Source organism: Pseudorhodoferax soli (assembly GCF_003337555.1).
GTDB lineage: Bacteria > Pseudomonadota > Gammaproteobacteria > Burkholderiales > Burkholderiaceae_C > Pseudorhodoferax > Pseudorhodoferax soli.
In genome coordinates this window covers 547,152-569,852 of record NZ_QPJK01000004.1, presented here as the reverse complement: position 1 = coordinate 569,852, position 22,701 = coordinate 547,152, and the positions used below count along the sequence as shown (strand labels likewise).

The 22,701-nt window shown below is 70.5% G+C and carries 22 protein-coding genes and 1 pseudogene; 12 read left to right on the top strand and 11 right to left on the bottom strand.

What is annotated here, in order from left to right; all coding sequences use genetic code 11:
- Nucleotide 1 precedes the first annotated feature (1 nt).
- From DES41_RS17400 to DES41_RS17385, 4 genes are read left to right on the top strand one after another with little or no spacing between them, the layout of a single operon-like run.
- Nucleotides 2-211: a zinc-finger domain-containing protein gene (locus DES41_RS17400; RefSeq protein ID WP_114468897.1), complete on the top strand. Its 210-nt coding sequence runs from the start codon at nucleotides 2-4 to the stop codon at nucleotides 209-211.
- Entirely contained in the window at nucleotides 195-1,223 is a 1,029-nt protein-coding gene (gene waaF, locus DES41_RS17395) for a lipopolysaccharide heptosyltransferase II (protein WP_281277210.1), read from the top strand. Before DES41_RS17400 ends, waaF begins: the two co-directional genes overlap by 17 nt.
- Before the next feature lie 20 nt (nucleotides 1,224-1,243).
- Nucleotides 1,244-2,272, top strand: coding sequence for an NAD(P)H-dependent flavin oxidoreductase (locus tag DES41_RS17390; protein ID WP_114468896.1), 1,029 nt, complete (start codon nucleotides 1,244-1,246; stop codon nucleotides 2,270-2,272).
- A gap of 57 nt (nucleotides 2,273-2,329) precedes the next feature.
- Complete coding sequence (locus DES41_RS17385; protein ID WP_114468895.1) at nucleotides 2,330-2,815, top strand: VOC family protein; 486 nt, start codon at nucleotides 2,330-2,332, stop codon at nucleotides 2,813-2,815.
- Here DES41_RS17385 and DES41_RS37790 read toward each other — a convergent pair whose 3' ends face one another.
- Nucleotides 2,816-3,151 (bottom strand): hypothetical protein, encoded by a 336-nt coding sequence (locus tag DES41_RS37790; RefSeq protein WP_147282871.1) that lies wholly within the window; start codon nucleotides 3,149-3,151, stop codon nucleotides 2,816-2,818.
- A 40-nt stretch (nucleotides 3,152-3,191) separates the two neighbouring features.
- On the opposite strand from DES41_RS37790, the gene DES41_RS17380 reads away from it, so the two are divergent.
- Both DES41_RS17380 and DES41_RS17375 read left to right on the top strand, forming a co-directional pair.
- Nucleotides 3,192-4,073 (top strand): LysR family transcriptional regulator, encoded by an 882-nt coding sequence (locus tag DES41_RS17380; RefSeq protein ID WP_114468894.1) that lies wholly within the window; start codon nucleotides 3,192-3,194, stop codon nucleotides 4,071-4,073.
- Nucleotides 4,074-4,192: 119 nt separating this feature from the next.
- A pseudogene (locus tag DES41_RS17375) lies at nucleotides 4,193-5,172 on the top strand (Bug family tripartite tricarboxylate transporter substrate binding protein).
- 3 nt (nucleotides 5,173-5,175) lie between these two features.
- Here the strand turns inward: DES41_RS17375 and DES41_RS17370 are convergent.
- The 3 genes from DES41_RS17370 to DES41_RS17360 are packed head-to-tail and all read right to left on the bottom strand — an operon-like array spanning nucleotide 5,176 to nucleotide 7,940.
- A complete protein-coding gene (locus DES41_RS17370; protein WP_114468893.1) occupies nucleotides 5,176-6,150 on the bottom strand; it encodes a tripartite tricarboxylate transporter substrate binding protein in 975 nt (324 codons plus the stop codon).
- On the bottom strand, nucleotides 6,140-6,964 hold the full coding sequence (locus tag DES41_RS17365; RefSeq protein WP_114468892.1) for an amidohydrolase family protein: 825 nt from the start codon (nucleotides 6,962-6,964) through the stop codon (nucleotides 6,140-6,142). The genes DES41_RS17370 and DES41_RS17365 overlap by 11 nt, the downstream gene beginning before the upstream one ends.
- 1 nt (nucleotide 6,965) lies before the next feature.
- A complete protein-coding gene (locus tag DES41_RS17360; RefSeq protein WP_114468891.1) occupies nucleotides 6,966-7,940 on the bottom strand; it encodes a tripartite tricarboxylate transporter substrate binding protein in 975 nt (324 codons plus the stop codon).
- A 159-nt stretch (nucleotides 7,941-8,099) separates the two neighbouring features.
- Between DES41_RS17360 and DES41_RS17355 the strand changes: the two genes are divergently transcribed.
- Nucleotides 8,100-8,417: a hypothetical protein gene (locus DES41_RS17355; protein WP_114468890.1), complete on the top strand. Its 318-nt coding sequence runs from the start codon at nucleotides 8,100-8,102 to the stop codon at nucleotides 8,415-8,417.
- Nucleotides 8,418-8,972: 555 nt separating this feature from the next.
- Here DES41_RS17355 and DES41_RS38770 read toward each other — a convergent pair.
- Nucleotides 8,973-9,290, bottom strand: coding sequence for a hypothetical protein (locus tag DES41_RS38770; protein WP_211332998.1), 318 nt, complete (start codon nucleotides 9,288-9,290; stop codon nucleotides 8,973-8,975).
- 11 nt (nucleotides 9,291-9,301) lie between these two features.
- Here DES41_RS38770 and DES41_RS38440 point away from each other — a divergent pair, with 11 nt between their 5' ends.
- Entirely contained in the window at nucleotides 9,302-10,246 is a 945-nt protein-coding gene (locus tag DES41_RS38440; RefSeq protein WP_170168183.1) for a HupA family protein, read from the top strand.
- Nucleotides 10,247-10,586: 340 nt separating this feature from the next.
- Here the strand turns inward: DES41_RS38440 and DES41_RS17345 are convergent, their stop codons facing one another.
- From DES41_RS17345 to DES41_RS17335, 3 genes are all read right to left on the bottom strand, one after another.
- Nucleotides 10,587-11,864, bottom strand: coding sequence for a sensor histidine kinase (locus tag DES41_RS17345; protein ID WP_114468888.1), 1,278 nt, complete (start codon nucleotides 11,862-11,864; stop codon nucleotides 10,587-10,589).
- On the bottom strand, nucleotides 11,839-12,549 hold the full coding sequence (locus DES41_RS17340; RefSeq protein WP_114468887.1) for a response regulator transcription factor: 711 nt from the start codon (nucleotides 12,547-12,549) through the stop codon (nucleotides 11,839-11,841). The genes DES41_RS17345 and DES41_RS17340 overlap by 26 nt, the downstream gene beginning before the upstream one ends.
- Nucleotides 12,550-12,629: 80 nt before the next feature.
- Nucleotides 12,630-14,006, bottom strand: a complete 1,377-nt coding sequence (locus DES41_RS17335) for an AmpG family muropeptide MFS transporter (RefSeq protein WP_114468886.1) — start codon at nucleotides 14,004-14,006, stop codon at nucleotides 12,630-12,632.
- Nucleotides 14,007-14,056: 50 nt separating this feature from the next.
- Between DES41_RS17335 and DES41_RS17330 the strand changes: the two genes are divergently transcribed.
- Both DES41_RS17330 and DES41_RS17325 read left to right on the top strand, forming a co-directional pair.
- The gene (locus DES41_RS17330; protein WP_114468885.1) at nucleotides 14,057-14,872 is read left to right on the top strand and encodes a M48 family metallopeptidase; all 816 of its coding nucleotides are present in this window, start codon (nucleotides 14,057-14,059) and stop codon (nucleotides 14,870-14,872) included.
- A 111-nt stretch (nucleotides 14,873-14,983) separates the two neighbouring features.
- Nucleotides 14,984-17,008 carry a bifunctional 2',3'-cyclic-nucleotide 2'-phosphodiesterase/3'-nucleotidase gene (locus tag DES41_RS17325; RefSeq protein WP_245965749.1) on the top strand — a complete coding sequence of 675 codons (2,025 nt, stop codon included), beginning with the start codon at nucleotides 14,984-14,986 and terminating at the stop codon, nucleotides 17,006-17,008.
- A 36-nt stretch (nucleotides 17,009-17,044) separates the two neighbouring features.
- On the opposite strand, the gene DES41_RS17320 is transcribed toward DES41_RS17325, so the two are convergent.
- A complete protein-coding gene (locus tag DES41_RS17320) occupies nucleotides 17,045-18,058 on the bottom strand; it encodes a tripartite tricarboxylate transporter substrate binding protein (RefSeq protein ID WP_114468883.1) in 1,014 nt (337 codons plus the stop codon).
- 221 nt (nucleotides 18,059-18,279) lie between these two features.
- Here DES41_RS17320 and DES41_RS17315 point away from each other — a divergent pair, with 221 nt between their 5' ends.
- Entirely contained in the window at nucleotides 18,280-19,983 is a 1,704-nt protein-coding gene (locus tag DES41_RS17315; RefSeq protein WP_245965768.1) for an IlvD/Edd family dehydratase, read from the top strand.
- Between the two features lie 67 nt (nucleotides 19,984-20,050).
- Nucleotides 20,051-20,755 carry a GntR family transcriptional regulator gene (locus tag DES41_RS17310; RefSeq protein WP_114468881.1) on the top strand — a complete coding sequence of 235 codons (705 nt, stop codon included), beginning with the start codon at nucleotides 20,051-20,053 and terminating at the stop codon, nucleotides 20,753-20,755.
- Nucleotides 20,756-20,921: 166 nt separating this feature from the next.
- On the opposite strand, the gene DES41_RS17305 is transcribed toward DES41_RS17310, so the two are convergent.
- Complete coding sequence (locus DES41_RS17305; protein ID WP_114468880.1) at nucleotides 20,922-21,896, bottom strand: Bug family tripartite tricarboxylate transporter substrate binding protein; 975 nt, start codon at nucleotides 21,894-21,896, stop codon at nucleotides 20,922-20,924.
- A 76-nt stretch (nucleotides 21,897-21,972) separates the two neighbouring features.
- Nucleotides 21,973-22,638 carry an RraA family protein gene (locus tag DES41_RS17300; protein WP_114468879.1) on the bottom strand — a complete coding sequence of 222 codons (666 nt, stop codon included), beginning with the start codon at nucleotides 22,636-22,638 and terminating at the stop codon, nucleotides 21,973-21,975.
- Between the last annotated feature and the right edge of the window lie 63 nt (nucleotides 22,639-22,701).

Here is a 22,701-nt window from a genome sequence, read left to right as displayed (position 1 = left end):
CATGAGCACCACCGCCACCATCGAACTGCTGGCCAAGGACCTGAACTCCCAGGGCGGCGTCTTCTGCCCTGCGCCCCAGGCCGGCATGCAACTGTGGAACACCCACCCCAAGGTCTACCTGGACATCGCCAAGACCGGCGTGGCCAAGTGCCCCTACTGCGGCACCGCGTACCAGCTCAAGGCCGGCGAGCACTTTGGAGCCGGGCACTAAGACCCGTTCGCTCGTCATCGCGCCGCAGTGGATCGGCGACGCGGTGATGACCGAGCCGCTGATGCTGCGGCTCCACCAGCGTGGCGAGCGGCTGAGCGTCGGTGCGCTGCCCTGGGTGGCGCCGGTCTACCGCGCCATGCCGCAGGTGGCCGAGGTCATCGAGTTCCCGTTCCAGCATGGTGGCCTGCAGTGGCAGGCGCGCCGCGCGATGGCGCGCCAACTGCGCGGCCGCTTCGACAACGCCTACGTGCTGCCGAACTCGGCGAAGAGCGCCTTGCTGCCCTGGCTGGCCGGCATCCGGCGCCGCGTCGGCTACCACGGCGAGATGCGCTACGGCCTCCTCACGCAGCGGCTGCCCAACCCGCCACGCGACGAGCGACCGCCCATGGTGGGCTTCTATTCGGCGCTGTCGGGCGAGCGCGGCACCGAGGCCGACCAGCCGCGCCTGCTGTTGCCGCCGGCGCAGATCGACGCCGTGCTGCAGGCCCATGGCCTGGCGCGGCGCGGCTTCCACGTGTTCGCACCCGGTGCGGAGTTCGGCCCGTCCAAGCGCTGGCCGCCCGGGCACTACGCCGAGCTGGCCACCGGCCTGGCCCTGCCCGTGCTGCTGCTGGGTTCGGGCAAGGAGCGCGCGCTGTGCGAGGAGATCGCCGCTGCCGCCAACGCCCGCGCGCCGGGCCGCTGCATCAACCTGGCGGGCAAGACCGCGCTCGTCGATGCGTTCTGCCTGATCGCCGCGGCCCACAGCGTCGTCTCCAACGACTCCGGCCTGATGCACGTGGCAGCCGCCTTCGGCACGCCGCAGGTCGCGGTCTATGGCTCCACCAGCCCCGAGCACACGCCGCCGCTCAGCGGTGCGGCCACCGTGCTCTGGCTCAAGCGCGACCCGGCCTACCAGCCGCCGCTGGACTGCGCGCCCTGCTTCCAGCGCGAATGCCCGCTGGGCCACAACCGCTGCATGGTCGACATCCGGCCCGTGCGCGTGGCCGAGGTGCTCGCTACCATCGCCTGAATTTCTTCAGGAGACCGGCCATGCGCCACGCATTCCTGGGCACGGAACTGCCCATCGTCCAGGCCCCCATGGCGGGCTCGCAGCGCAGCCGGCTCGCCGCCACGGTCTGCGCGGCGGGCGGCCTGGGCTCGCTGCCCGGCGCGATGTTCGACGCGGCGGGCTTGCGCACCGAGCTGCAGGCCCTGGCCGCCCAGGTGCGCGGCGCCTGGAACGTCAACTTCTTCGCGCACCAGCCGCCGGCGCCCGACGCCGCGGCCGAGGCGCGCTGGCGTGAGCGGCTGGCCCCGTACTACGCCGAGCTGGACATCGACCCTGCCGGCGTGCCGGCCGGTGCCGGCCGCCAGCCCTTCACGGCCGCCATGGCCGAGGTGCTGGAAGAGTTCCAGCCCGCCGTGGTCAGTTTCCACTTCGGCCTGCCGGCACCCGAGTTGCTGGCGCGCGTGAAGGCCCGCGGTGCCCAGGTGTGGTCCTCCGCCACCACCGTGGCCGAGGCCGTCTGGCTGCAGCAGCATGGTGCCGACGTGGTCATCGCCCAGGGCCTGGAGGCCGGCGGCCACCGTGGCCATTTCCTGTCGCACGACCTGGGCCTGCAAAGCGGCACCATGGCCTTGCTGCCGCAGATCGTCGATGCGGTGTCCGTGCCCGTGGTCGCGGCCGGCGGCATTGCCGACGCACGCGGCGTGCAGGCCGCGTTGGCGCTGGGCGCCGCGGCCGTGCAGGTGGGCACGGCCTACCTGGGCTGCGACGAGGCCGAGACCAGCGCGCTGCACCGCGCCGCGCTGCGCGACCTGGCCGCGCCGACCGAATTGACGCGGCTCTTCACGGGCCGCCCCGCGCGCGGCATCGTCAACCGGCTCATGCGCGAACTCGGTGCGCTGAGCCCGGACGCACCGGCCTTCCCGACCGCGACGGCGGCGCTGGCTCCGCTGAAGGCCAAGGCCGAGGCGCAGGGCCTGACCGATTTCACCTCGCTGTGGTCGGGCCAGAACCGCAGCGGCTGCAACGAGCCCAGTGCGGCGCGGCTGACACGCGCGTTGGCCGGCCTCTGACAGGGCAGCGCGGCGGCGCTGCCAGCATCGTTTCTTTTGCCTTCGAGGAGACACGCCATGCAGAGCAAGAACACGATCTGCCTGTGGTTCGACGGCGACGCCGAGGCGGCCGCCACCTTCTACGCCAGGACCTTCCCCGACAGCGCGGTCGGCGCCGTGCACCGCGCGCCGGGCGACTTCCCGTCGGGCCGGCAGGGCGACGTGCTGACGGTGGAGTTCACCGTCGCCGGCATCCCCTGCGTGGGCCTGAACGGCGGCCCCGCGTTCAAGCACAGCGAGGCCTTCTCGTTCCAGATCGCCACCGACGACCAGGCCGAGACAGACCGGCTGTGGAACGCCATCGTCGGCAACGGCGGCCAGGAGAGCGAATGCGGCTGGTGCAAGGACCGCTGGGGCCTGTCGTGGCAGATCAGCCCGCGGGTGCTGCTCGACGGCTTCGCCGACCCCGATCCGGCCGTGGCCAAGCGCGTGTTCGAGGCCATGATGACCATGCGCAAGATCGACGTGGCCGCCATCGAGGCGGCGCGCCGCGGGCCTGCCTGATCAGGCAGGCTTGTTCTTGAGCTTGCCCTTGGGCATCACCGTCGTGGTGGGCGGCGTGGGCCGGGTCGAGGTGCTGGTGCTCAGGCTTGGTGGAGCACTGCTGTCCTTCTTCGGTTTCTTGGTCATCTTGTTGCTGCGCTGTTCGCCTTTGGCCATGCTGTTCTCCAAATTGAGTCGCCGAATATAGCGAGCTTGCAGGCGCATACTCGCGCCCCGATGGAACATCCCGTACCGACGCACACCGCCGTCCTGCAGCCCCGGGCCGAAGGGGCGGCGCTGCAGGCGCTCCGGCGGCCGGGGACCCAAGGCGAGCAGCGCGCAAGTGCGGTCGGCCACGGCCCGTCCGCCTGCGTGGCGTGAGTCCGCAGGCAAGGGCATGGACACCCGCCAGATGCGCTGCGTGGTGGCGGTCGCCGAGACCGGCAGCCTCACGCGCGCGGCAGAGCGCCTGGGCCAGGCCCAGCCGGCGCTGACGCAGACGCTGAACCGGCTGGAAGCCGAACTCGGCACCCGGCTCTTCGTGCGCAACCGCCGGGGCGCAGTGCTGACCGAGGCCGGCCAGGCCATCGTCGACGACCTGCGCGCCAGCCTGGCGCACGGTGACGCCGCCGGCGAGCGGGCACGCGCCATCGGTGCCGGCCGGGCCGGGCGCCTGACCATCGGCTTCGTCACGCATGCGGTGTACGAGGTGCTGCCCCGCGCGCTGCGCCGCTTGCGTGCGGCGCATCCGCAGGTGGACGTGGTGCTGCGCGAGATGAGCAACGCCGAGCAGGTGGCCGCGCTGGAGGGTGGCCGGATCGACGTGGCGCTGCTGCACCCGCCGGTGTCGGTCAACGCGCGCGTGCACGAACTGCTGCTGGGCGGCGAGACCTTCGTGGCCGCGCTGCCGGTGGCCGATGCGCCGGCCGATGGCGGCCCCGTGTCGCTGGCCGACATCGCGCGGCACGGCCTGGTCTGGTTTCCCGAGCAGCAGATCCCGGCCCTGCGCGCGCGCCTGCTCAGCGCTTTTCGCAGCGCCGGCCACGACGTGCACGTGGTGCAGGATGCCAACCGCACGCTGACGGTGCTGGCCTGCGTGGCGGCGGGCCTGGGCTGGTCGCTGCTGCCCAGTTCGGTGCGCGCGCTGCAGCACGAAGGCGTGCGCTTCGCCGAGGTCAGCGATGTCGACGTGCTGCCGCGGTTCGAGCTGTCGGCGCTGTGGCGCATGCGCTCGCGGCCCGGTTTCGCCGACCTGTTCGCAGAGATGCTGAGGGCGTAGCGTTCGCCGCAGCGGCGCGGTGCGCGCCTGTCGGCCACCGCCGGTCCGACGGGCTGGCCAGGGCCAGGGGCAGGCTCGCATATTGCTAAGCATGGGTGTCACTTCGACGAGAGGACGCCATGCGCAACTTCCACCCGACCCGGCGCACCGCGCTCCAATGGCTCTCTGCCGGCGCCGCAGCCGCCGCGCTCCCGGCCCGAGCCGAGTGGCCCGACAAGCCGATCAAGATCGTCGTGACCTTCCCGCCCGGCGGCTCCAGCGACGTGCTGGCGCGCCTGATGGCCGAGCAGCTGGCCAGGAAGCTGGGGCAGGCGGTGGTGGTGGACAACCGACCCGGTGCGGGTGGAACCATCGGCGGTGCGCTGGTGTCTGCCGCCGCGCCGGACGGCTACACGCTGATGCTCTCCAACACCACGCCCATCGCGCTCGGCCCCTTCACGCTCGACAAGCAGCCCTACGACCCGGTGGCTGCCTTCACCCACATCGCCTACCTGGGCGCGGCGCCCCTGGTCGTCATGGCCAGCAAGGCCGCGGGCCTCAAGACCTATGCGGAGTTCGAGGACGCCGCGAAGAAGCAGGGGCGGATGGACTTCGGTTCGGGCGGGCCCGGCTCCATCGGCCACATCCATGGCGAGCTGCTCAAGAAGACCGCCGGCCTGAACATGGTGCACGTGCCCTACCGCGGTGGCGCGCCGATGACCACCGACCTGATCGCGGGCACCATTCCCATCGGCATCGACGTCATCACCGCCTATGTGCCGTTCTTCCGGGCGGGCAACTGGTGCCGCTGGCGGTGACGGGAGCGCAGCGCTCGCCGCTGATGCCCGACGTGCCCACCATCGTCGAGCTCGGGCAGCCCAAGCTGGTGCTGGAGAACTTCTTCGGCCTCTCAGGCCCCGCCAGGCTGCCGGCCGAGCTCGTGACGCGGCTGCACGCCGCGTGCAACGAGGTGCTGGTGATGCCCGACATCCAGAAGAAGCTGACCGAGCTGGCCATCGTGGCCAAGCCCGAGACGGTGGCCATGTTCAACGGCCTCGTCAAGGACCAGGTGGGCGTGCTGGGCCAGGCGGTGAAGGGCGCCGGGATCAAGCTGACCTGAGCGTCAGTCCAGCTGGATCTTGTTGTCCTTGGCCAGCTTGGTCCACCTGGTCAGTTCGGCGCGGCGAAACGCGTCGAGCTCGGCCGGCGTGGAGCCGATGACTTCGGCGCCTGTCGCTTCCAGCCGCTTGCGCACCTCGGGATCCTGCAGGACCGCGGCCAGCTCTTTCGACAGGCGTTCGGTCACGGCGGCCGGCGTGGCGGCCGGCACGAACACCGCGTTCCACTCGTAGACCTCGTAGCCCGGCAGGCCGGCCTCGGCCACCGTGGGCAGCTGCGGCAGCACGGCCGCGCGCGCCTTGCCCGTGACGGCTACGGCGCGCAGCTTGCCGCCCTGGATGTAGGCCAGGCTGGACGCCAGGCTGCCGAAGAACACCGGCACCTGGCCGGCCATCACGTCGGTCAGCGCCGGGCCGCCGCCCTTGTAGGCCACGTGGGTCATGCGCACCCCGGCCATGGCGCTGAACTGCTCGGCCGCCAGGTGCTGGGCCGAGCCGTTGCCCGAGGACGCGAAGTTGATCTCGCCCGGCTTGGCCTTGGCCTGGGCGACGAGGTCCTGCACGGTCTTGATGGAGGTGGCGGGGTTCACCACCAGCACGTTGGGCACCTTGACCAGCAGCGACACCGGCGCCAGGTCGCGCAGCGTGTCGAACGGCATCTTGCTGCGCAGCGCCGGGTTCTGCGCGTGGTTGGACGCGTCCAGCAGCACCGTGTAGCCGTCGGGCGCGCTCTTGGCCACGAGGTCGCCACCGATGGCGCCGCCCGCGCCGGCGCGGTTGTCCACCACCACCGGCTGGCCCAGGCGCTGCGACAGCGGCGTGGCCAGGATGCGGGCCACCGCGTCGAGCGTGCCGCCCGGCGGGTAGCTCACGACCAGCTTGATGGGCTTGGCCGGCCAGGCCTGCGCCTGTGCTGCCACGCTGGCAAGCGCCAGGGCCGCGGCGCACAGGGCGCGCATCCAGTGCGTTCTAGGGTGCATGTTCGTCTCCAGGTTCGAATTGAAAGAGTTCGGCCGGTGTGTCCACCAGGATGCGGCGCCGGGCTGCGGCGTCCGGCACCCAATCGGCCAGCGCGGCATGGGCCTGGGTGTAGTCCACCTGCTCGCGGTGCTGCGTGTGCGGCCAATCGCTGCCCCACAGCAGCCGCCCAGCGCCGAAGGCGCCGAGCAGCGCCTGTGCGGCGGCGCGCGCCGGTGCGCCATCGGCCTGTGGCCAACTGCGGTACGCCGCCGACAACTTGACCCAGGTGCGCCCGCCCGCGGCGGCGCCGAGCAGCCAGCCGGCGATGCCGGCGGGGCCGGGCAGCCCGAAGTGGTCGACCACCAGCCGGCAGCCCGCATCCAGCACCGGCTGTGCGGCCAGCGCCAGGTCGTGCGCGGGCCGGTGCACTTCCACGTGCCAGTCCAGCGCACGCACGCGGGCCAGGAGCCGCTGCCAGGGCGGTTGCGACAGGGCGGGCAGCGGCAGGCCGACCAGGTTCAGGCGGATGCCGCAGACACCGACAGCAGCCAGCGACTGCAGGTCGGCCTCGGCGATGCCGGGATCGACCACCGCCACGCCGCGCAGGCGCTGCGGCGCCGCCCGCAGCGCCGCGAGCAGGAAGCGGTTGTCCGTGCCGAGGAAGCTGGGCTGCACCAGCACCCCGCGCGACACGCCGTGCGCGTTCAGCAGCGCCAGGTAGTCGGCCAGCGTGGCGTCGTAGTCGGGCGCGTGGCGGCGCTGCGCCGCCAGGGGCAGCCCGCGCACGAACACGTGCGCGTGGCTGTCGACCGCGCCGATGTCCGCCTGCGCCACCTCACTCGTCCTTCATGCCGGTGGCCTTGACCACCGCGCCCAGGCGCGCGCGCTCGTCGGCGATGAACTTCTCGAAAGTCACGCGCGTGCCACCGATGGGCTCGATGCCCATGCCCTTGAGGCGGTTGGCCACCTCGGCCGTCTTCATCGCCGCGTCGATGGCGGCGGCCATCCGGTCGAGGATGGCCGGCGGCGTGTTGCGCGGCGCGTGCACGCCGGCCCAGTGCGCGATGCGCAGTTCGCCATAGCCCTGCTCGGTGGCCGTGGCCAGATCGGGGTAGGCCGAGATGCGGGCTGTCCAGGTGTCGGCCAGCGCCTTCAGCTTGCCGCTCTTGAGATAGGGAATGGCCACGATGCTGGCCTCCGACGTTGCCTCGACCTGCTTGCCCAGCACCGCGGTGATGGACTCCGAGCCGCTCTTGTAGGGCACGATGTCCAGCTTGGTGTCGTACTTCGTCTGCAGCACGCCGGCCACGAAGTGGGGCGTGCTGCCGGTGCCCGCGGTGGCCCAGTGGAAGCCGTCGCCCTTGCGCGAGGCGGCGATGAACTCCTTGAGCGTGTTGTAGGGCGCGTCGGCCGGCACCAGGATGACGGAGGGCGCCAGGCCGATCATGGCGACCGGCACCAGGTCGGCATCCTGGTACGGCATGCGCTTCTTGATCATGCTGTTGGAGATCACGCCGGCCGCGCTCGCCAGGAAGGTGTAGCCGTCCGGCGCCGCCTTGGACACCAGATCGGCACCCAGCGTGGTGCCGCCGCCCGGCTTGTTTTCCACGATGACGGGCTGGCCGAGCGCCTTGCTGGCGCCCTCGGCGGCCGAGCGCGCCATCAGGTCGTTCGCGCCGCCGGCCGAGAACGGCACGATCAGGTGGATGGGCTTGGTGGGCCAGGCGGCCGGGGCTTGTGCCAGCGCGGCGCTGCAGGCCAGGGTGCTGGCCAGGGCCGTGGCCAGGGCGCGGTTCAAGAAGGGGTGCATGCTGTCTCCGTGGGGGGCCGCGGTGCGCGGCTGCCCCAGTATCTGAAGCCGGTGCCCTGCTGGGAACGCCAGCCTGCGTTGCGTTTGCATACGACGCGCTTATGGAAGCCTGGCCGCTGGCGCCGCGCCGCTGCAGCGGTGGCGCATACTCGTCGCCCCATGGAAGACCCGAACCAGACCGTCATTCCCGCCGCCTTCATGGCCCTGTACACCGCCAACGGCCGGCCCACCGCAACGCGCGCCCACGTCGAGGCGCGGCACGACTGGTGCGAAGACATGGCCGTGCAGATGACCACGCTGTGCGACAGCCTGGAGCACCGGCACGACCTCTCCAAGGAAGAGGTGCTGCGGCGCTGCTGGATGGGCCTGCTGCAGGACGGCAGCGGTGTCGAGCCGCCCGAGGCGAACTGGGTCGTTGCGCGCACGGCCGAGCTGCTGGAGTGGCCGCAGCCGGCGTTCCTGCAGGCGCAGGGCTGATCCAGGCTCGCTCAGGGATCGAAATCGGCCCAGACGCCTCGCTTGGCTGGCCCACGCGCGGCGCGGCGTGCACGCTGCGGGCACGCGCGCCTTCGGAGTTACTGCTGGCGCAGTTTGGTGGCTACCGGGCCCTTGGTGTCGTTGCGCTGCAGGAAGGCGTCGCCGCGCTGGACTCCGCGACCGCTGGCATCGGCAGGGTCTTGGCCAGCTGCGGCAGCGGCACCGCCTCGCGCCACGCAGCCGTCGCATGTGCAGTAGATGACATCGGGCGTGGCCATTTGGCGTTGTGGAAGCCCGCCCGCGTCTGCTGCCGGCGGCCGTTGTTCGGGTGCATGGCGTCAACCGACCCTGTGAATTAAGACTGCTCTCTAGAGAGAGCTTCGGCGCGCTTCCCGGCAGGCGACGTGTACGCAAAACAAATGAAGAATGCGCACGGATGCAATCCAGCTGCTGGCATGATCGCCCGCCGCTAAGTTGTAACGAATGGCGTTACAACAACAGGATCGAGCTTATTAAAACAGGAGAAGTGAGTGAGCAAATGTGAACGAGTGGATGTCAGCAAACTGAAGCTCTCCTCATTGACGCTATGCGCTGTGTTGCTGGCAGCGTGTGGCGGTGGTGGTGACAGTGAAGAATCCCAGAATGCCCCGGCTCCTGCCCCGGGAACAGCACCAGCACCAGTCCCAGCGCCGCCACCAGTCCCAGCGCCGCCACCAGTGCCAGCGCCGCCACCAGTGCCAGCGCCGCCACCAGTGCCAGCGCCGCCACCAGTGCCGGCCCCGCCGCCAGTGCCCGCGCCGCCACCAGTCCCGGCCCCGGCACCAGTCCCGGCCCCGCCATCAGTCCCAAGCCCTGCACCAGCCCCAGCCCCAACTTATGCGCCAGTGGCTTCGATCGCCGATGCTGCTTTGCCGGGGCTGGTGCTGATGGCCAACGCAGGCCGGTACACAGATTATTCAAGCTTGGGGTACCTTGTGCCGGCTGATCCGCAGTGGTTTCAGCCTTCTATTGCCGCAAACGGTTTCGATCTCACCAAGGCGCACAGGCAGGGGTTCTCGATCACCGGTGCGAGAGATCCAGTGAATGGCTCGACATTGAACGAAAACCTGTTTCTGATCAATGCGCGGACCCTGACCACTCCATTGGCAGGCATTCCGGTGACGAGGCACGCCAGCGATTTTGCCGATGTCGACGATCCGAATTCACCCAATACGGTCTTGCAAAAATCATGGTGGGTCGTCGACCACAATCTGGCGAGCTATGGCGCTGTCTACAGCACCTTTGCACTGTGGTCTTACGTAGGGTCTGCACATTCGGGATATTTTTCTGGCCGGCCCACGTTCTGGGGTGCCTATGCCTATGGAAGTCCGACGAGCCCAAGTGAGATACCGACCAGCGGTTTGACGCAATATAGTGGTCTGGCGGGGATGCAATATCTATTTCCTGCCTGGGATCGAATGTATTCAAACTACGGGCCTGTTCGTATCACCTTCGACGCAGGTAGCCAGACAGCCACCGTGAATGTTGATGTAGTCAGTACATACAGCATCGTCCATTTCCAACCCATTGGAGGCCCCAGCACCCACAGCGAGTCCAATGATGTTGGAAATCCACAAGGCCCGGTCAGTACGCTGACATGCACTGCGAACGTCGACATGGCAACAGGCATGTTTCGATGTGTCCTGCCGTCGAACGCCAATACTGAGGTTTCTGGGCGCTTCTATGGTCCCGCGGCAAGCGAAGTGAGTGGTGTTGCAAGAACCTACACGGCCAGCGGATCCAATTCAAACTGGGGAATGATCGGTGGTTTCACTGCCAAACGGGATTGACAATTCAAGGCTGCAGCTTCCTTGCGGCGTGGGGCGAAGGCGCTGCATATCCCTCAATCTCGGCACCTCGGACGGACGTTCGACGATACGCTGAACGGAGCCATCTACAGGATGGCCTGCGGCGAACACGATGGCTTCGTCGCGGTGCAGGTCGATCAGCGCGTTCGCAGTTGGAGCCCAGCGCACTCTGCGTCAGCGACGCTGGTTCAGGCCGTGGAAATCACTTCGTTCGGCAACATCGCCTTTTCGAAGATTCGATTACGCACCGACCGATGTCAGCGGCGAACTTCCAGGGCGACCCATGTTCTGGAGTCGTCCGCGTCTCCAGGCATGCGCAGTTTCAGGCCGCGTCCGGCAGCGCAATGACGAAGCAGGCCCCGCCGCCCTCGCGCCCTTCGCAGCGCGCCGAGCCGCCATGGCGCTCGGCGATCGACTTGACCAGCGCCAGCCCCAGGCCCACGCCGCCATTGCTCTCGCTGGCGCCCGGCAGGCGGTAGAAGGGCTCGAAGATGCGCTCGCGCAGCGCCGGCGGCACGCCGGGCCCGCGGTCGAACACGCGCAGCACGGCCTGGCGGCCATCGTGCTGCAGGCTGGCGCTGACCTCGCCACGGCCGTAGCGGCGCGCGTTCTCGAGCAGGTTGCGCACGGCGCGACGCAGCAGCTTGGGCACGCCGCGCACCTGCACCGGGGCGGCATCGCTGCCGTCCTCTGCACCGGCCTCGAAGGCCACGTCCAGCCGCGCGCATTCCTCGGCGGTCAGGCCCGTCCAGTCCACCTCCTCGACGGTGCCCATGTCGGCCTCCTTCGCGTCGAGCCGGCTGGCCAGCAGGATCTCGTCGATGAGCTGGTCGAGCTCGCCAATGTTGCGGCTGATCTCGTCGCGGATCTCGGGCGTGGGCGCCAGGCTCATCAGCTCCAGCCCCATGCGGATGCGCGCCAGCGGCGAGCGCAGCTCGTGCGAGGCGTTGGCCAGCAGCGATTTCTGCGCGCGCATGAGCTGGTCGATGCGCTCGGCCGCGGTGTTGAAACGCTGCGCCAGGAAGCCGACCTCGTCGTCACCGCCCACCGCCACGCGCGCCGACAGGTCGCCCGCGCCCCAGCGCTCGACGCCGCTCTGCAGCCGCTCGAGCCGGCGCGTGAGCCGGCGCGCCACCGGGTACATGACCAGTGCGCAACCGATGCCCACCATGCCCAGCACCCAGAAGAAGCCGTCCGGCGGGCGGCCCCAGATCGAGCGCGGCGGCCGCGGCATGTGCAGCACCAGTTCCTGTCCGTCCTGCATGCGCACCAGGAATTCCGGCCCGCTCTTGAACTCGGCGTACTTGGCCACCGTGGCCGGGTCGGGCGGCTCGTTGTCGCCGTCGGAATGCTGGGGCACCTTGCCGTCCAGGTCGCGCCAGCCACGCCAGGCGCCCTGGCCGATGGTCTCGCCGGCCATGTTCTGCACGACCACCGTGCGCGCCGGCGGATCGGTCGTGAGGCGCCAGGCCCAGCCCAGCAGCAGCATGAGCACGGCCACGGCCGCCAGCACCGACAGCCAGATGCGCACGTACAGGCGCTGCAGCACGCCGGGCAGGCGCCTGGGCGTCGCCTCAGTCCTGCTGCTTGGCGAAGACATAGCCGGCGCCGCGCACCGTCACGATGCGCTTGGGGTTCTTCGGGTCGGCCTCGATGGCCGCGCGGATGCGGCCCATGTGCACGTCGATCGAGCGGTCGAAGGCCTCGAGTTCGCGGCCGCGCACGGCCTCCATGATCTGGTCGCGGCTCAGCACGCGGCCGGCGCGCTCGGCCAGCGTCACCAGCAGGTCGAACTGGTAGGCCGTCAGCTCGCAGGCCTGGCCGGCCACCGTCACGCTGCGCGCGTCGCGGTCGATGTCCAGCGAGCCGAAGCGCAGCACCTGGGTGGCCACGGGGGCGCCTTCGCTGCGCCGGCGCAGCACGGCGCGGATGCGCGCCAGCAGCTCGCGCGGCTCGAAGGGCTTGGGCAGGTAGTCGTCGGCGCCGAGCTCCAGGCCGATGATGCGGTCCAGCGGGTCGCCCTTGGCGGTCAGCATGAGCACGGGCACGCGCGCCATCTCGCCCTGGGCGGCGCGGATGCGGCGGCAGACCTCCAGGCCGTCCATGTCGGGCAGCATCAGGTCCAGGATCACGAGCTCGGGCAGGCCGCCGGGCTGCTGCAGCCGCGCCAGCCCCTCGGTGGCCGTGGCCTTGTGCTCCACCGCGAAGCCGGACTGGCCCAGGTACGCGCCCACCATCTGGGCCAGCCGGGTGTCGTCCTCGATCATCAGCAAAGGAGTGGTCATCGGTGTTTTTCTGTGCAGGCAGGGCCTGGATGCGCCATGGTGCGGCGCGTGCGCCGACCTGTGTTGTCACGCCCGTAAAGTTAAGTAAACGGTGGTGTGCGCGGCTTGACGGGAATGCGGCGGCCCACCAGCCAGACCAGCAGGAGCACGGGCACGCCCAGCAGCGCCGTACCGGTGAAGAAGCTGGCGTAGCCGAAGCTGTCCACGTACTGGCCCGAGAAGCCCGCGATGAACTTGGGCAGCAGCAGCATCAGCGAGCTGAACAGCGCGTACTGGGTGGCCGAGTACTGCACGTTGGTCAGGCTGGACAGGTAGGCGATGAAGGCCGCCGAGGCGATGCCGCCCGCCAGGTTGTCGGCCGAGACCACCAGCGTGAGCGCCATCAGGTCGTGCCCGCGGCCGGCCATCCAGGCGAACAGCAGGTTGCTGGCCGCGCTGAGCACGGCCCCCAGCATCAGCACGCGCAGCACGCCGAGCCGCATGGCCATCGCGCCGCCGACGAAGGCGCCGACCAGCGTCATGACCACGCCGTAGACCTTGCTCACGGTGGCCACTTCGCCCTCGGAAAAGCCCATGTCCACGTAGAAGGGGTTGGCCATGATGCCCATCACCACGTCGCTGATGCGGTAGACGGCGATCAGCGCGAGGATCTGCGCGGCCTGCCAGCCGTAGCGGCGGAAGAAGTCGGCGAAGGGCTCGACCAGCGTCTGCTGCAGCCATTCGCCCGGGCTGCGCGCGGGCTGGAAGGCGCGCGGCACCGGTTCGCGCGAGAGCAGCACCGTCAGCACGCCGACCACCATGCTCGCCGCCATCGCCAGGTAAGCCATGGTCCAGGCCGGGTTCTCGTAGCCGCTGGCCTGCACGCGCGCACCGGCGACGATCCACAGCACGCCGGCGCCGGCCCAGATCATGGCCAGGCGGTAGCCGGTCTGGTAGGCGGCGGCCAGCGCGGCCTGCTTGTCGGTGGCGGCCGATTCGATGCGGAAGGCGTCCAGCGCAATGTCCTGCGTGGCCGAGCCGAAGGCCACCAGCAGCGCGCACCAGACCAGCGGCTCCAGCCCGCCGCGCGGGTCGGCCAGCGCCATGCCCACCAGGCCGGCGACGATGAGCGCCTGCGACAGCAGCAGCCAGCTGCGGCGCCGGCCCAGCCAGCGCGTCAGCAGCGGCAGCGGCAGGCGGTCCACCAGCGGCGCCCAAACCCACTTGAAGCCGTAGGCCAGGCCGACCCAGCTCAGGTAGCCGATGGTGGTGCGGTCGATGCCCGCCCCGCGCAGCCGGAAGCTCAGCGTGCCCAGCACCAGCAGCAGCGGCAGCCCGGCCGAGAAGCCCAGCGCCAGCATGCGCAGCGTGGCCGGCTCCAGGTACACGCGCAGGGTCTCGGCCCAGGAGGGCCGGGCCGGTGCGGAGGGGGCCGCACCGGCCTCAAGTTCTACGGACTTTGCCGGGCTCGACGTCATCTGGGAATAATACGTTGCGGTCTTTTGTCACCGGCCGCGCGAAGCACCCGATGAAGCCCTCCAAGACCCTTGTCGCGCTCGGCCTGGCCGGCGCCCTGCTGAGCACCCCGGCGCTGGCGCAGCGCGAGGGCGTGAGCGTCGGCCAGAACTCGGTGTTCACCGGCCTGGTATCGGCCGACCAGATCGAGGCGACGGCCCTGCAGCAGTACCGCCAGGTGCTGCGCGAGGCGGCCCAGCAGAACGCATTGGCGCCGGCCAACAACGCGCAGCTGCAACGGCTGCGCGCCATCGCCACCCGCATCATTCCGCATGCCATCGACTGGAACCCGCGCGCCAAGGACTGGAAGTGGGAGGTCAATCTGATCGGCAGCAAGCAGGTCAACGCCTGGTGCATGCCGGGCGGCAAGATCGCCTTCTACACGGGCATCCTGAACCAGCTCAAGCTCAGCGACGACGAGGTCGCGGCCGTGATGGGCCACGAGATTGCCCACGCGCTGCGCGAGCATGCGCGCGAGCGGGCCGGCAAGAGCGCGGCCACCAACCTGGGCGCCAATGTGTTCTCCGAATTGCTGGGCCTGGGCACGCTGGGCCGCACCGTCGTGGGCGGCGGCGTGCAGCTGATCGGGCTGTCGTTCTCGCGCGAGAACGAGACCGACGCCGACCTCGTGGGCCTGGAGCTGTCCGCGCGTGCCGGCTACGACCCGCGGGCCGCCGTCACGCTGTGGCAGAAGATGAACGCTGCGGCCCAGGGCGCGCCGCCGCAGTGGCTCAGCACCCACCCGTCGGGCAGCACGCGCATCACCGGCATCGAGCGCAACCTGCCCAAGGTCATGCCGCTGTACGAGCGTGCCCGCGGCGGCGGCTGAGCCTGTAACGCGCCGTCACATCACGTCATGGGGCTGTCAAGGCGGCCCACAAGAATCCGGGGCGTGACCACGCTCCATCCCCCCCCCCCCCCCCGCCCCGCCCGTCTCGCCATGGCCTTGTGCACTGCCGGTGTCCTGGCCCTGCTGGCCGCTTGCGGCGGCAGCGACGATCCGGCCTCCGAGACCCCTGTTGCCCAGCCGGCCCAGGCCACGCTGGCCGTGCTGGCCACGACGGACCTGCACAACAACATCCGCAGCTACGACTACTTCAAGCTCGCGGCCGATCCGTCCTACGGCTTCGAGCGCACCGCCACGCTGGTGCGCCAGGCGCGCAGCGACTTCGCCAACACGCTGCTGGTGGACAACGGCGACACCATCCAGGGCACCGCCCTGGCCGACTACGAGGCCGTCGTCAACCCCATCGCCTGCACGCAGCAGCACGCCATGTACAAGGCCATGGGCGCGCTGCAGTACGACGCGGGCACGCTGGGCAACCACGAGTTCAACTACGGCCTGCCGTTCCTGAACCGGGTGCTGGGCGGTGGCCTGAACGTCGATGGCGTCGATGCCTCGTTGAAGTGCGCCGGCCCGGGCTTCGCCATGGTGCTGGCCAATGTCCGGAGCAGCAAATCGAACCAGCCGCTGGTCCAGCCCTACGCGGTGCTGGAGCGCACGGTGCAGGCCCGGCGCACCGACGGCACCCCTGTCGCGCTGCCGATCAAGATCGGCGTGATCGGCTTCACCACGCCCGGCATCCTGAACTGGGACAAGCGCTTCCTCGAAGGCAAGGTCGGTGTCGAAGGCGCCGTCGAGGCGGCCACGCGCTACATCCCCGAGGTGCGCGCGCAGGGCGCCGACATCGTGGTCGCGCTGCTGCATGGCGGCATGGACGGCGCGGGCTACTCGCCGGGCATGGAGAACCCCGGCCTGCACCTGGCCCAGGTGGCTGGCATCGACGCGCTGGTCATGGGCCACCAGCACGGCGTGTTCCCCGACCGCGGCGCGCGCCCGGCCTACACCCAGCCCGGCGTGGACAACGCCGCCGGCACCGTGCATGGCGTGCCGGCCGTGATGCCGAGCTCCTGGGGCAAGTCACTGGGCGTCATCGAGCTGGCGCTGCGCTGGGACGGCACGCGCTGGAGCGTGGACAAGGCGGCCAACAAGAGCGCGCTGCGCAACACGTTGACGGCGGCGCAGACCCAGGCCAGCCCGGCGCAGTACGTGGCCGTGGACGCCAGCATCGCGCCGCTGGTCGAGGCGCCGCACCAGGCCACCATCGCCTACGTGCAGCAGCCCATCGGCAGCACCGACTTCCGCATGAGCACGCTGTTCGCCGACGTCGGCGACCCGGGCGCGGTCCAGATCGTGAACGCGGCGCAGCAGAGCTATGTGTCGGCCTACATCCAGGCCAACCTGCCGCAGTACGCCAGCCTGCCGGTGCTGTCGGTCAGCGCGCCGTTCAAGTCCGGCTTCCAGGGCGCGGGCGACTACACCGACGTGGCCGCCGGCGCGCTGGCCATCTTCAACGCGGCCGACCTCTATCTCTACCCCAACACGGTGTACGCGGTGAAGGTCAACGGCGCCGACATCCAGCAGTGGCTGGAGGCCGCGGCGCAGCGCTTCAACCGCATCGACCCGGCGGCGACCGCGGAGCAGGCGCTGATCAGCAGCTTCCCGGGCTACAACTTCGACATGTTCACGACGCCCGACATCCAGTACGAGATCGACGTGACGCAGGCCCAAGGCAGCCGCATCAAGAACCTGCGCTACCTGGGCCAGCCGATCGACCCGGCGCAGGAGTTCGTGATCGCCACCAACAACTACCGCGCCACCAGCGGCGCCAGCTTCATCCCCAAGCTGGACGGCTCGGCCACGATCTGGGCCTCGCCGGACGCCAACCGCGACGTGCTGATCAACCACATCCGCGCCAACCCGCAGGTCACGCGCAGCAACGACGGCGCGGCGCGCAGCTGGCGCTTCACGCCCGTGGCGACGGCCGGTCCCGTGGTGTTCAGCAGCGCGCCGGGGGCGCTGCCGGTGGCCCAGGCCGCAGGCCTGGCCAACATCTCGCTGCTGGCCGCCGACGACGGCTCGGGCAAGGGGCTGTCCAAGTACGCCGTCGATTTGTCGCGGTGACCGGCCGGACGCTGGCGCCTGGACCCGGCCGCGGCCTCACTCGGCCTTGATCGCGCCGTCCTTGATCACCTGGGTCCACTGCGCCACCTCGCGGCCGATGGCGCCGGCGGCCTCCTGCGGCGTGGTGTAGGCGGCCACGGCACCCTGGGCCAGCAGGCCCTCGCGCACGGCGGGCTGGACCATGACGTCCTTCAAAGCGGCGTTCAGGCGCTCGACCACGGCGGCCGGCGTGCCGGCCGGCGCCAGGATGCCGAACATCGAGCTGACCTCGAAGCCCTTGAGGCCGGCCTGGGCCGCCGTCGGCACCCCCGGCAGCGTGGCCACCGGCTCGGCCGTGGCGGTGGCCAGCGCGCGCAGCTTGCCGCTCTTGATGAAGGCCTGCGCCGCGGGCACGGTGTCGATCATCAGGTCGACCTGGCCGCCCATGAGATCGGTCAGCGCCGGGCTGCTGCCCTTGTAGGGCACGTGCAGCAGCTTGATGCCGGCCTGGCGCTGGAACATCTCGCCGGCCAGGTGCTGCGGCGAGCCGTTGCCCGACGACGCGTAGCTCAGCGGCTGCTGCCGGCCCTTGGCCAGCGCCACCAGTTCGGCGATGTCGTTGGCCTTCAGCCCGGGATGCACCACCACCACCAGCGGCACCCGGCCGACGATGGAGACCGGCGCGAAGCTCTTGACCATGTCGAACTGCGCGGCCGGGCCGACCAGCGCGCTGTTGATCGAGTGGCTGGTCAGCGCGCCCAGCAGCAGGGTGTAGCCGTCGGGCTTCTCGCGCGCCACCATGGCCGCGCCGATGTTGCCGGCCGCCCCGGCCTTGTTCTCCACCACCACGCTCTGGCCCAGCACGGTGCCCAGCTGCTGCCCGACCACGCGGCCGATCACATCGGTCGCGCCGCCAGGCGGGTAGGGCACGACCAGGCGGATCGGCCTGTCGGGATAAGTCTGCGCGAACGCCGGTGCGGCGGACGCGAGCAGCAGCGCCGCGGCGCCGGTCAGCAGGCGGCGCCGGCGGGCCGGTCGGGCCAGTCGGTCAATTGGCGGGATGTCATGCATGGGGCGTCCTGTTCGAATGGGGTCGCCCGGATTTTTGTCGAGAAGATTATTAATAATATAGGTGACAATACCGAGACCCGTCCGCGGCCATCCACCGCACACTGCCCCGACCTCCCCACGCCGAGTCCAGACCCATGTCCAAGCCACCGCACACTTCCCCGGACGCCGCCGCCGCGCCGGCCGCCAGCCACCCCACCGCCCCGGCCGATGCCGCGCAGGGCATGTCCAAGGGCCTGACCAGCTACGGCGACCGTGGCTTCTCGCTGTTCCTGCGCAAGGCCTTCATCAAGGGCGCGGGCTACACCGACGCCGCGCTGGAGCGCCCGGTCATTGGCATCACCAACACCGGCAGCAGCTACAACCCCTGCCACGGCAACATGCCGCAGCTGTTGGAGGCGCTCAAGCGCGGCGTCCTCATGGAGGGCGGGCTGCCGATGGACTTCCCGACGCTGTCGATCCACGAGAGCTTCTCGGCGCCGACCAGCATGTACCTGCGCAACCTGATGTCCATGGACACCGAGGAGCTGATCCGCGCGCAGCCGATGGACGCCATCGTGCTCATCGGCGGCTGCGACAAGACCGTGCCGGCGCAGCTGATGGGCGCGGCTTCGGCCGGGTTGCCCGCCATCCAGCTCATCACCGGCTCGATGCTGACCGGCTCGCACCGCAGCGAGCGCGTGGGCGCCTGCACCGACTGCCGGCGCTACTGGGGCAAGTTCCGCGCCGAAGAGATCGACGCCGAAGAGATCGCCGACGTCAACAACCAGCTGGTCGCCAGCGTGGGCACCTGTTCGGTGATGGGCACGGCCAGCACCATGGCCTGCATCGCCGAGGCGCTGGGCATGACGGTGCCGGGCGGGGCCTCGCCGCCCGCCGTCACGGCCGACCGCATGCGCGTGGCCGAGCGCACCGGCATCGAGGCCGTGCGCATGGCGCGTGCGCGCCTGGGCATCGACCAGATCCTGACCGCCAAGGCCTTCGAGAACGCCATGCGCGTGCTGCTGGCCATCGGCGGCTCGACCAACGGCATCGTGCACCTGACGGCGATTGCCGGGCGGATGGGCTTCGACGTGGACCTGCACGCGCTCGACCGCATGGGCCTCGAGACCCCGGTGCTGCTGGACTTGAAACCCTCCGGCGACCACTACATGGAAGACTTCCACGATGCCGGTGGCATGGCCACGCTGCTGCGCGAACTCAAGCCGCTGCTGCACCTGGATGCGCTGACCGTCACCGGCCGCACGCTGGGCGAGGAACTGGAGGCCGCCGGCCCCGGCTTCAAGCAACATGTGGTGCGCCCGTTCGACCAGCCGATCTACCCGCAGGGCGGCATCGCCGTGCTGTGGGGCAACCTGGCGCCGGGCGGCGCCATCATCAAGCAGTCGGCCGCCGACCCGAAGCTCATGGAACACGAAGGCCGCGCCGTGGTGTTCGAGAACGCCGAAGACCTGGCGCTGCGCATCGACGATCCGGCGCTGGACGTGCACGCCGACGACATCCTGGTGCTCAAGAACATCGGGCCCAAGGGTGCGCCCGGCATGCCCGAGGCCGGCTACCTGCCGATCCCGAAGAAGCTGGCCAAGGCCGGCGTGAAGGACATGGTGCGCATCTCCGATGGCCGCATGAGCGGCACCGCGTTCGGCACCATCGTGCTGCACGTGACGCCCGAGGCCGCGGTCGGCGGGCCGCTGGCGCACGTGCGCAGCGGCGACCGCATCCGCTTGAGCGTGGCGGCGCGCGCGATCGAGCTGCTGGTCGACGACGCGGAACTGGCGCGCCGGGCGGCGGCGCACCCGGTCGTCGAGCCGACCGCCGAACGCGGCTACCGCAAGCTGTTCCTGCAGACCGTGACCCAGGCCGACCAGGGCGTGGACTTCGACTTCCTGCGCGCCACGCAAAGGCGCGGCAAGACGCCCACCGCCTGACGGCCCGGCGGCCCGGGCGGCTTGCGCCACAATCCGGGCCCGTTCGCTCCGACCCGCCTTGCCGACGATGGCCCCTTCGCCCGATTCCGATGCCAACACGGCCGCTGTCGATGCCGCGCCGCCGCCTGCAAACGACCTGGCCGCCATCGTCGCCACGCTGGAGGAAGACATCGTCTTCGGCCGCCTGCATCCGCGCGAGCGGCTGGTCGAGGACGAGCTGATCGAGCGCTTCGGCGCCAAGCGCCATGTGGTGCGCGAGGCCCTGGCCACGCTGGACCGCATGGGCCTGTTGGAGCGGCGCAAGAACATCGGTGCGCTGGTGCGGCACTTCTCCGCCCAGGAGGTGGCCCAGCTGTACGCGCTGCGCGAGCTGCTGGAGACCGAGGCCGCGCGGCAGATCCCGCTGCCGGTGCCGGCCGAGCAGCTGCAGGCGCTGGTGGCGGTGCAGCAGCAGCACGACGCTGCAGTCGACTCGCAGGATCCGCGCCGCGTGTTCCGTGCCAACCTGCTGTTCCACCGCGCGCTGTTCGCGCTGACCGGCAACGCGGTGCTGCAGCAGGCCATCACCGAATACGCGCGCCAGACGCACCCGATCCGCTTCGCCTCGCTGGTCTCGCCCGAATACCGCGAACGGGCGCGTGCCGAGCACTGGCAGATGATCGAGGCGCTGCAGCGCGCCGACCGCACGACGCTCGTGCGCCTCTGTGCTGCCCACCTGCCTCCTTCGCGCGACGCCTACCTGGCCGCCAACCAGCTGCGCTTCGGCGCCTAGGCTGCTGGCCGCGCCCGACACCAACCGCGACGTGCCGATCGCCTCCATCCGCACCCAGCCGCAGCCCCCGCCGCGGCGCGCGCCGCGGGCCTGGCCAACACGCGCTGCTGGCCGGCGACGGCTCGGGCAAGGCCCGGCCCGGTACGCGCTCGACCTGGCGCGGTGATCACTGCGGCGTGATGTTGGCCGACTTCACGAGGCGTGCGTAGTTCTGCGCGTCCTGGTGGATGAAGGCCTTGAACGCCTGCGGTGTGTCGCCCACCGGGATCAGCGAGGTCTCGGCCAGCTGGCGGCCGAGTTCCCCGCCCAGTGCCTTCTTGATGGCCGCGTTGAGCGCACCGACCACGGCGGGCGGCGTGCCGGCCGGCGCGGCGATGCCGGTCCAGGTCACCACCTCGAAGTTCGGCAATCCGGCCTCGCGCATGGTCGGCACGTCGGGCAGCAGCGGCGAGCGCTGCGCGCTCGTCACCGCCAGCGCGCGCAGCTTGCCGCTCTTGACGAAGGGCACGGCCGTGGGCGAGGTGTCGAAGACCATGTCGATCTGCCCGCCCATCAGGTCGGACAGGGCCGGCGCACCGCCCTTGTAGGGCACGTGCAGCATCTGGATGCCGGCCTGCTGCATGAAGATCTCGGTCGAGAAATGCTGGGCCGAGCCCACGCTGGCGGTGCCGAAGCTGACCTTGCCGGGCTGCGCCTTGGCCAGCGCGATGAGGTCCTGCACGCTCCTGGCCGGCGAGTCCGGGGGCACGACCAGAACATTGGGCTGGTCGACGATGCGCATGATGGGCGCGAAGGCCTTCTCGGGGTCGAATGGCGGCTTGGCGTACAGGTGCTGGTTGGCCGCGAACACGCCGGCGCTGCCGACCAGCAGCGTGTAGCCGTCGGCCGGCGACTTGGCCACGAACTCGGCGCCGATGTTGCCCGAGGCCCCCGGTTTGTTGTCCACGATGAAGGGCTGCCTGAGCTGCTCCTGCAGGCTCTTGCCGAGCAGCCGCGCGACCAGGTCGACGCTGCCGCCGGGCGGGAACGGCACGATGAGCTTGACCGGCTTGCTCGGGTAGTCCTGCGCCATGGCCAGCGGCGCGATGGCGGCCAGCAGGGTGAGCAGCAGGCGTCTGGGAGAAGGCAGTCGGGAAGGCATGGCGAACCTCACAAGGGCAGGGGGGTGGTCGGGGCGCAGAACAGCGCGGCGGTGGCGGGGCCGGCGAGGCGCATGATCACGCCCCCTGGCCGTGGTGCAGCACGGTGCCGAGGATCTGCGGATAGGGCTCGCCCCGGCGCAGCCGGGCCAGCGTGTCGATCTCCCGGCGTTGCAGTTCCAGGGCGCGGTGGGTGGCCTCCTCGATGTCGGCCGGCGGCAGCACCAGCACGCCGTTCTCGTCGGCCAGGATGGCGTCTCCGGCGTGCACCGTGACGCCACCGCATTGCACCGGCGCGCAGAAGCTGCCGCTGCGGCCGATGGCGCGCGTGGTGCGCGCGGCCAGGCCGCGCGCCCAGACCGCGATGCCGGCCTCGCGCAGCTCCTGCAGGTCGGTCACGAGGCCGTCGACGACGATGCCGGCGGCGCCGCGCAGGGCGGCCGCCAGTGCGCTGGCGCCGCCGATGCAGGCGATGGCCGCGTCGCCGCCACGGTCCACCACGAGGACATCGCCCGGCCGCAGCTGGCCCAGCGCATGGTGCAGGATGGAGCCGTCCAGGCCGTCGCAGCGCACCGTCACGGCGGTGCCGGCGCGGCGTGCCGCACCGGCGATCGCCCGCACGCCGGGGTCCATGAAGCCGTCGTCGCGGAAGTGGCCGATCGTGGCCGGCTCGGCCTGCAGCAGCCGGGAGAGCAGGGGCGGCGCGATCGCTTGCGGCAGGGGCCCGAGGGTGATGCAGCTCATCGTTGTTTCGCAGTGATGACAATGCGGTCATGCTAGGCACAACCCCCCGCCGGAGATATTGAT

Excerpts from the sequence above, each read along its gene's own strand:
- DES41_RS17400 (WP_114468897.1), top strand. The coding sequence starts at position 2 with ATGAGCACCACCGCCACCATCGAACTGCTGGCCAAGGACCTGAACTCC.
- DES41_RS17390 (WP_114468896.1), top strand. The coding sequence starts at position 1,244 with ATGCGCCACGCATTCCTGGGCACGGAACTGCCCATCGTCCAGGCCCCC.
- DES41_RS17385 (WP_114468895.1), top strand. The coding sequence starts at position 2,330 with ATGCAGAGCAAGAACACGATCTGCCTGTGGTTCGACGGCGACGCCGAG.
- DES41_RS17380 (WP_114468894.1), top strand. The coding sequence starts at position 3,192 with ATGGACACCCGCCAGATGCGCTGCGTGGTGGCGGTCGCCGAGACCGGC.
- DES41_RS17370 (WP_114468893.1), bottom strand. The coding sequence starts at position 6,150 with ATGCACCCTAGAACGCACTGGATGCGCGCCCTGTGCGCCGCGGCCCTG.
- DES41_RS17360 (WP_114468891.1), bottom strand. The coding sequence starts at position 7,940 with ATGCACCCCTTCTTGAACCGCGCCCTGGCCACGGCCCTGGCCAGCACC.
- DES41_RS17355 (WP_114468890.1), top strand. The coding sequence starts at position 8,100 with ATGGAAGACCCGAACCAGACCGTCATTCCCGCCGCCTTCATGGCCCTG.
- DES41_RS17345 (WP_114468888.1), bottom strand. The coding sequence starts at position 11,864 with ATGTCTTCGCCAAGCAGCAGGACTGAGGCGACGCCCAGGCGCCTGCCC.
- DES41_RS17340 (WP_114468887.1), bottom strand. The coding sequence starts at position 12,549 with ATGACCACTCCTTTGCTGATGATCGAGGACGACACCCGGCTGGCCCAG.
- DES41_RS17335 (WP_114468886.1), bottom strand. The coding sequence starts at position 14,006 with ATGACGTCGAGCCCGGCAAAGTCCGTAGAACTTGAGGCCGGTGCGGCC.
- DES41_RS17330 (WP_114468885.1), top strand. The coding sequence starts at position 14,057 with ATGAAGCCCTCCAAGACCCTTGTCGCGCTCGGCCTGGCCGGCGCCCTG.
- DES41_RS17325 (WP_245965749.1), top strand. The coding sequence starts at position 14,984 with ATGGCCTTGTGCACTGCCGGTGTCCTGGCCCTGCTGGCCGCTTGCGGC.
- DES41_RS17320 (WP_114468883.1), bottom strand. The coding sequence starts at position 18,058 with ATGCATGACATCCCGCCAATTGACCGACTGGCCCGACCGGCCCGCCGG.
- DES41_RS17315 (WP_245965768.1), top strand. The coding sequence starts at position 18,280 with ATGTCCAAGGGCCTGACCAGCTACGGCGACCGTGGCTTCTCGCTGTTC.
- DES41_RS17310 (WP_114468881.1), top strand. The coding sequence starts at position 20,051 with ATGGCCCCTTCGCCCGATTCCGATGCCAACACGGCCGCTGTCGATGCC.
- DES41_RS17305 (WP_114468880.1), bottom strand. The coding sequence starts at position 21,896 with ATGCCTTCCCGACTGCCTTCTCCCAGACGCCTGCTGCTCACCCTGCTG.
- DES41_RS17300 (WP_114468879.1), bottom strand. The coding sequence starts at position 22,638 with ATGAGCTGCATCACCCTCGGGCCCCTGCCGCAAGCGATCGCGCCGCCC.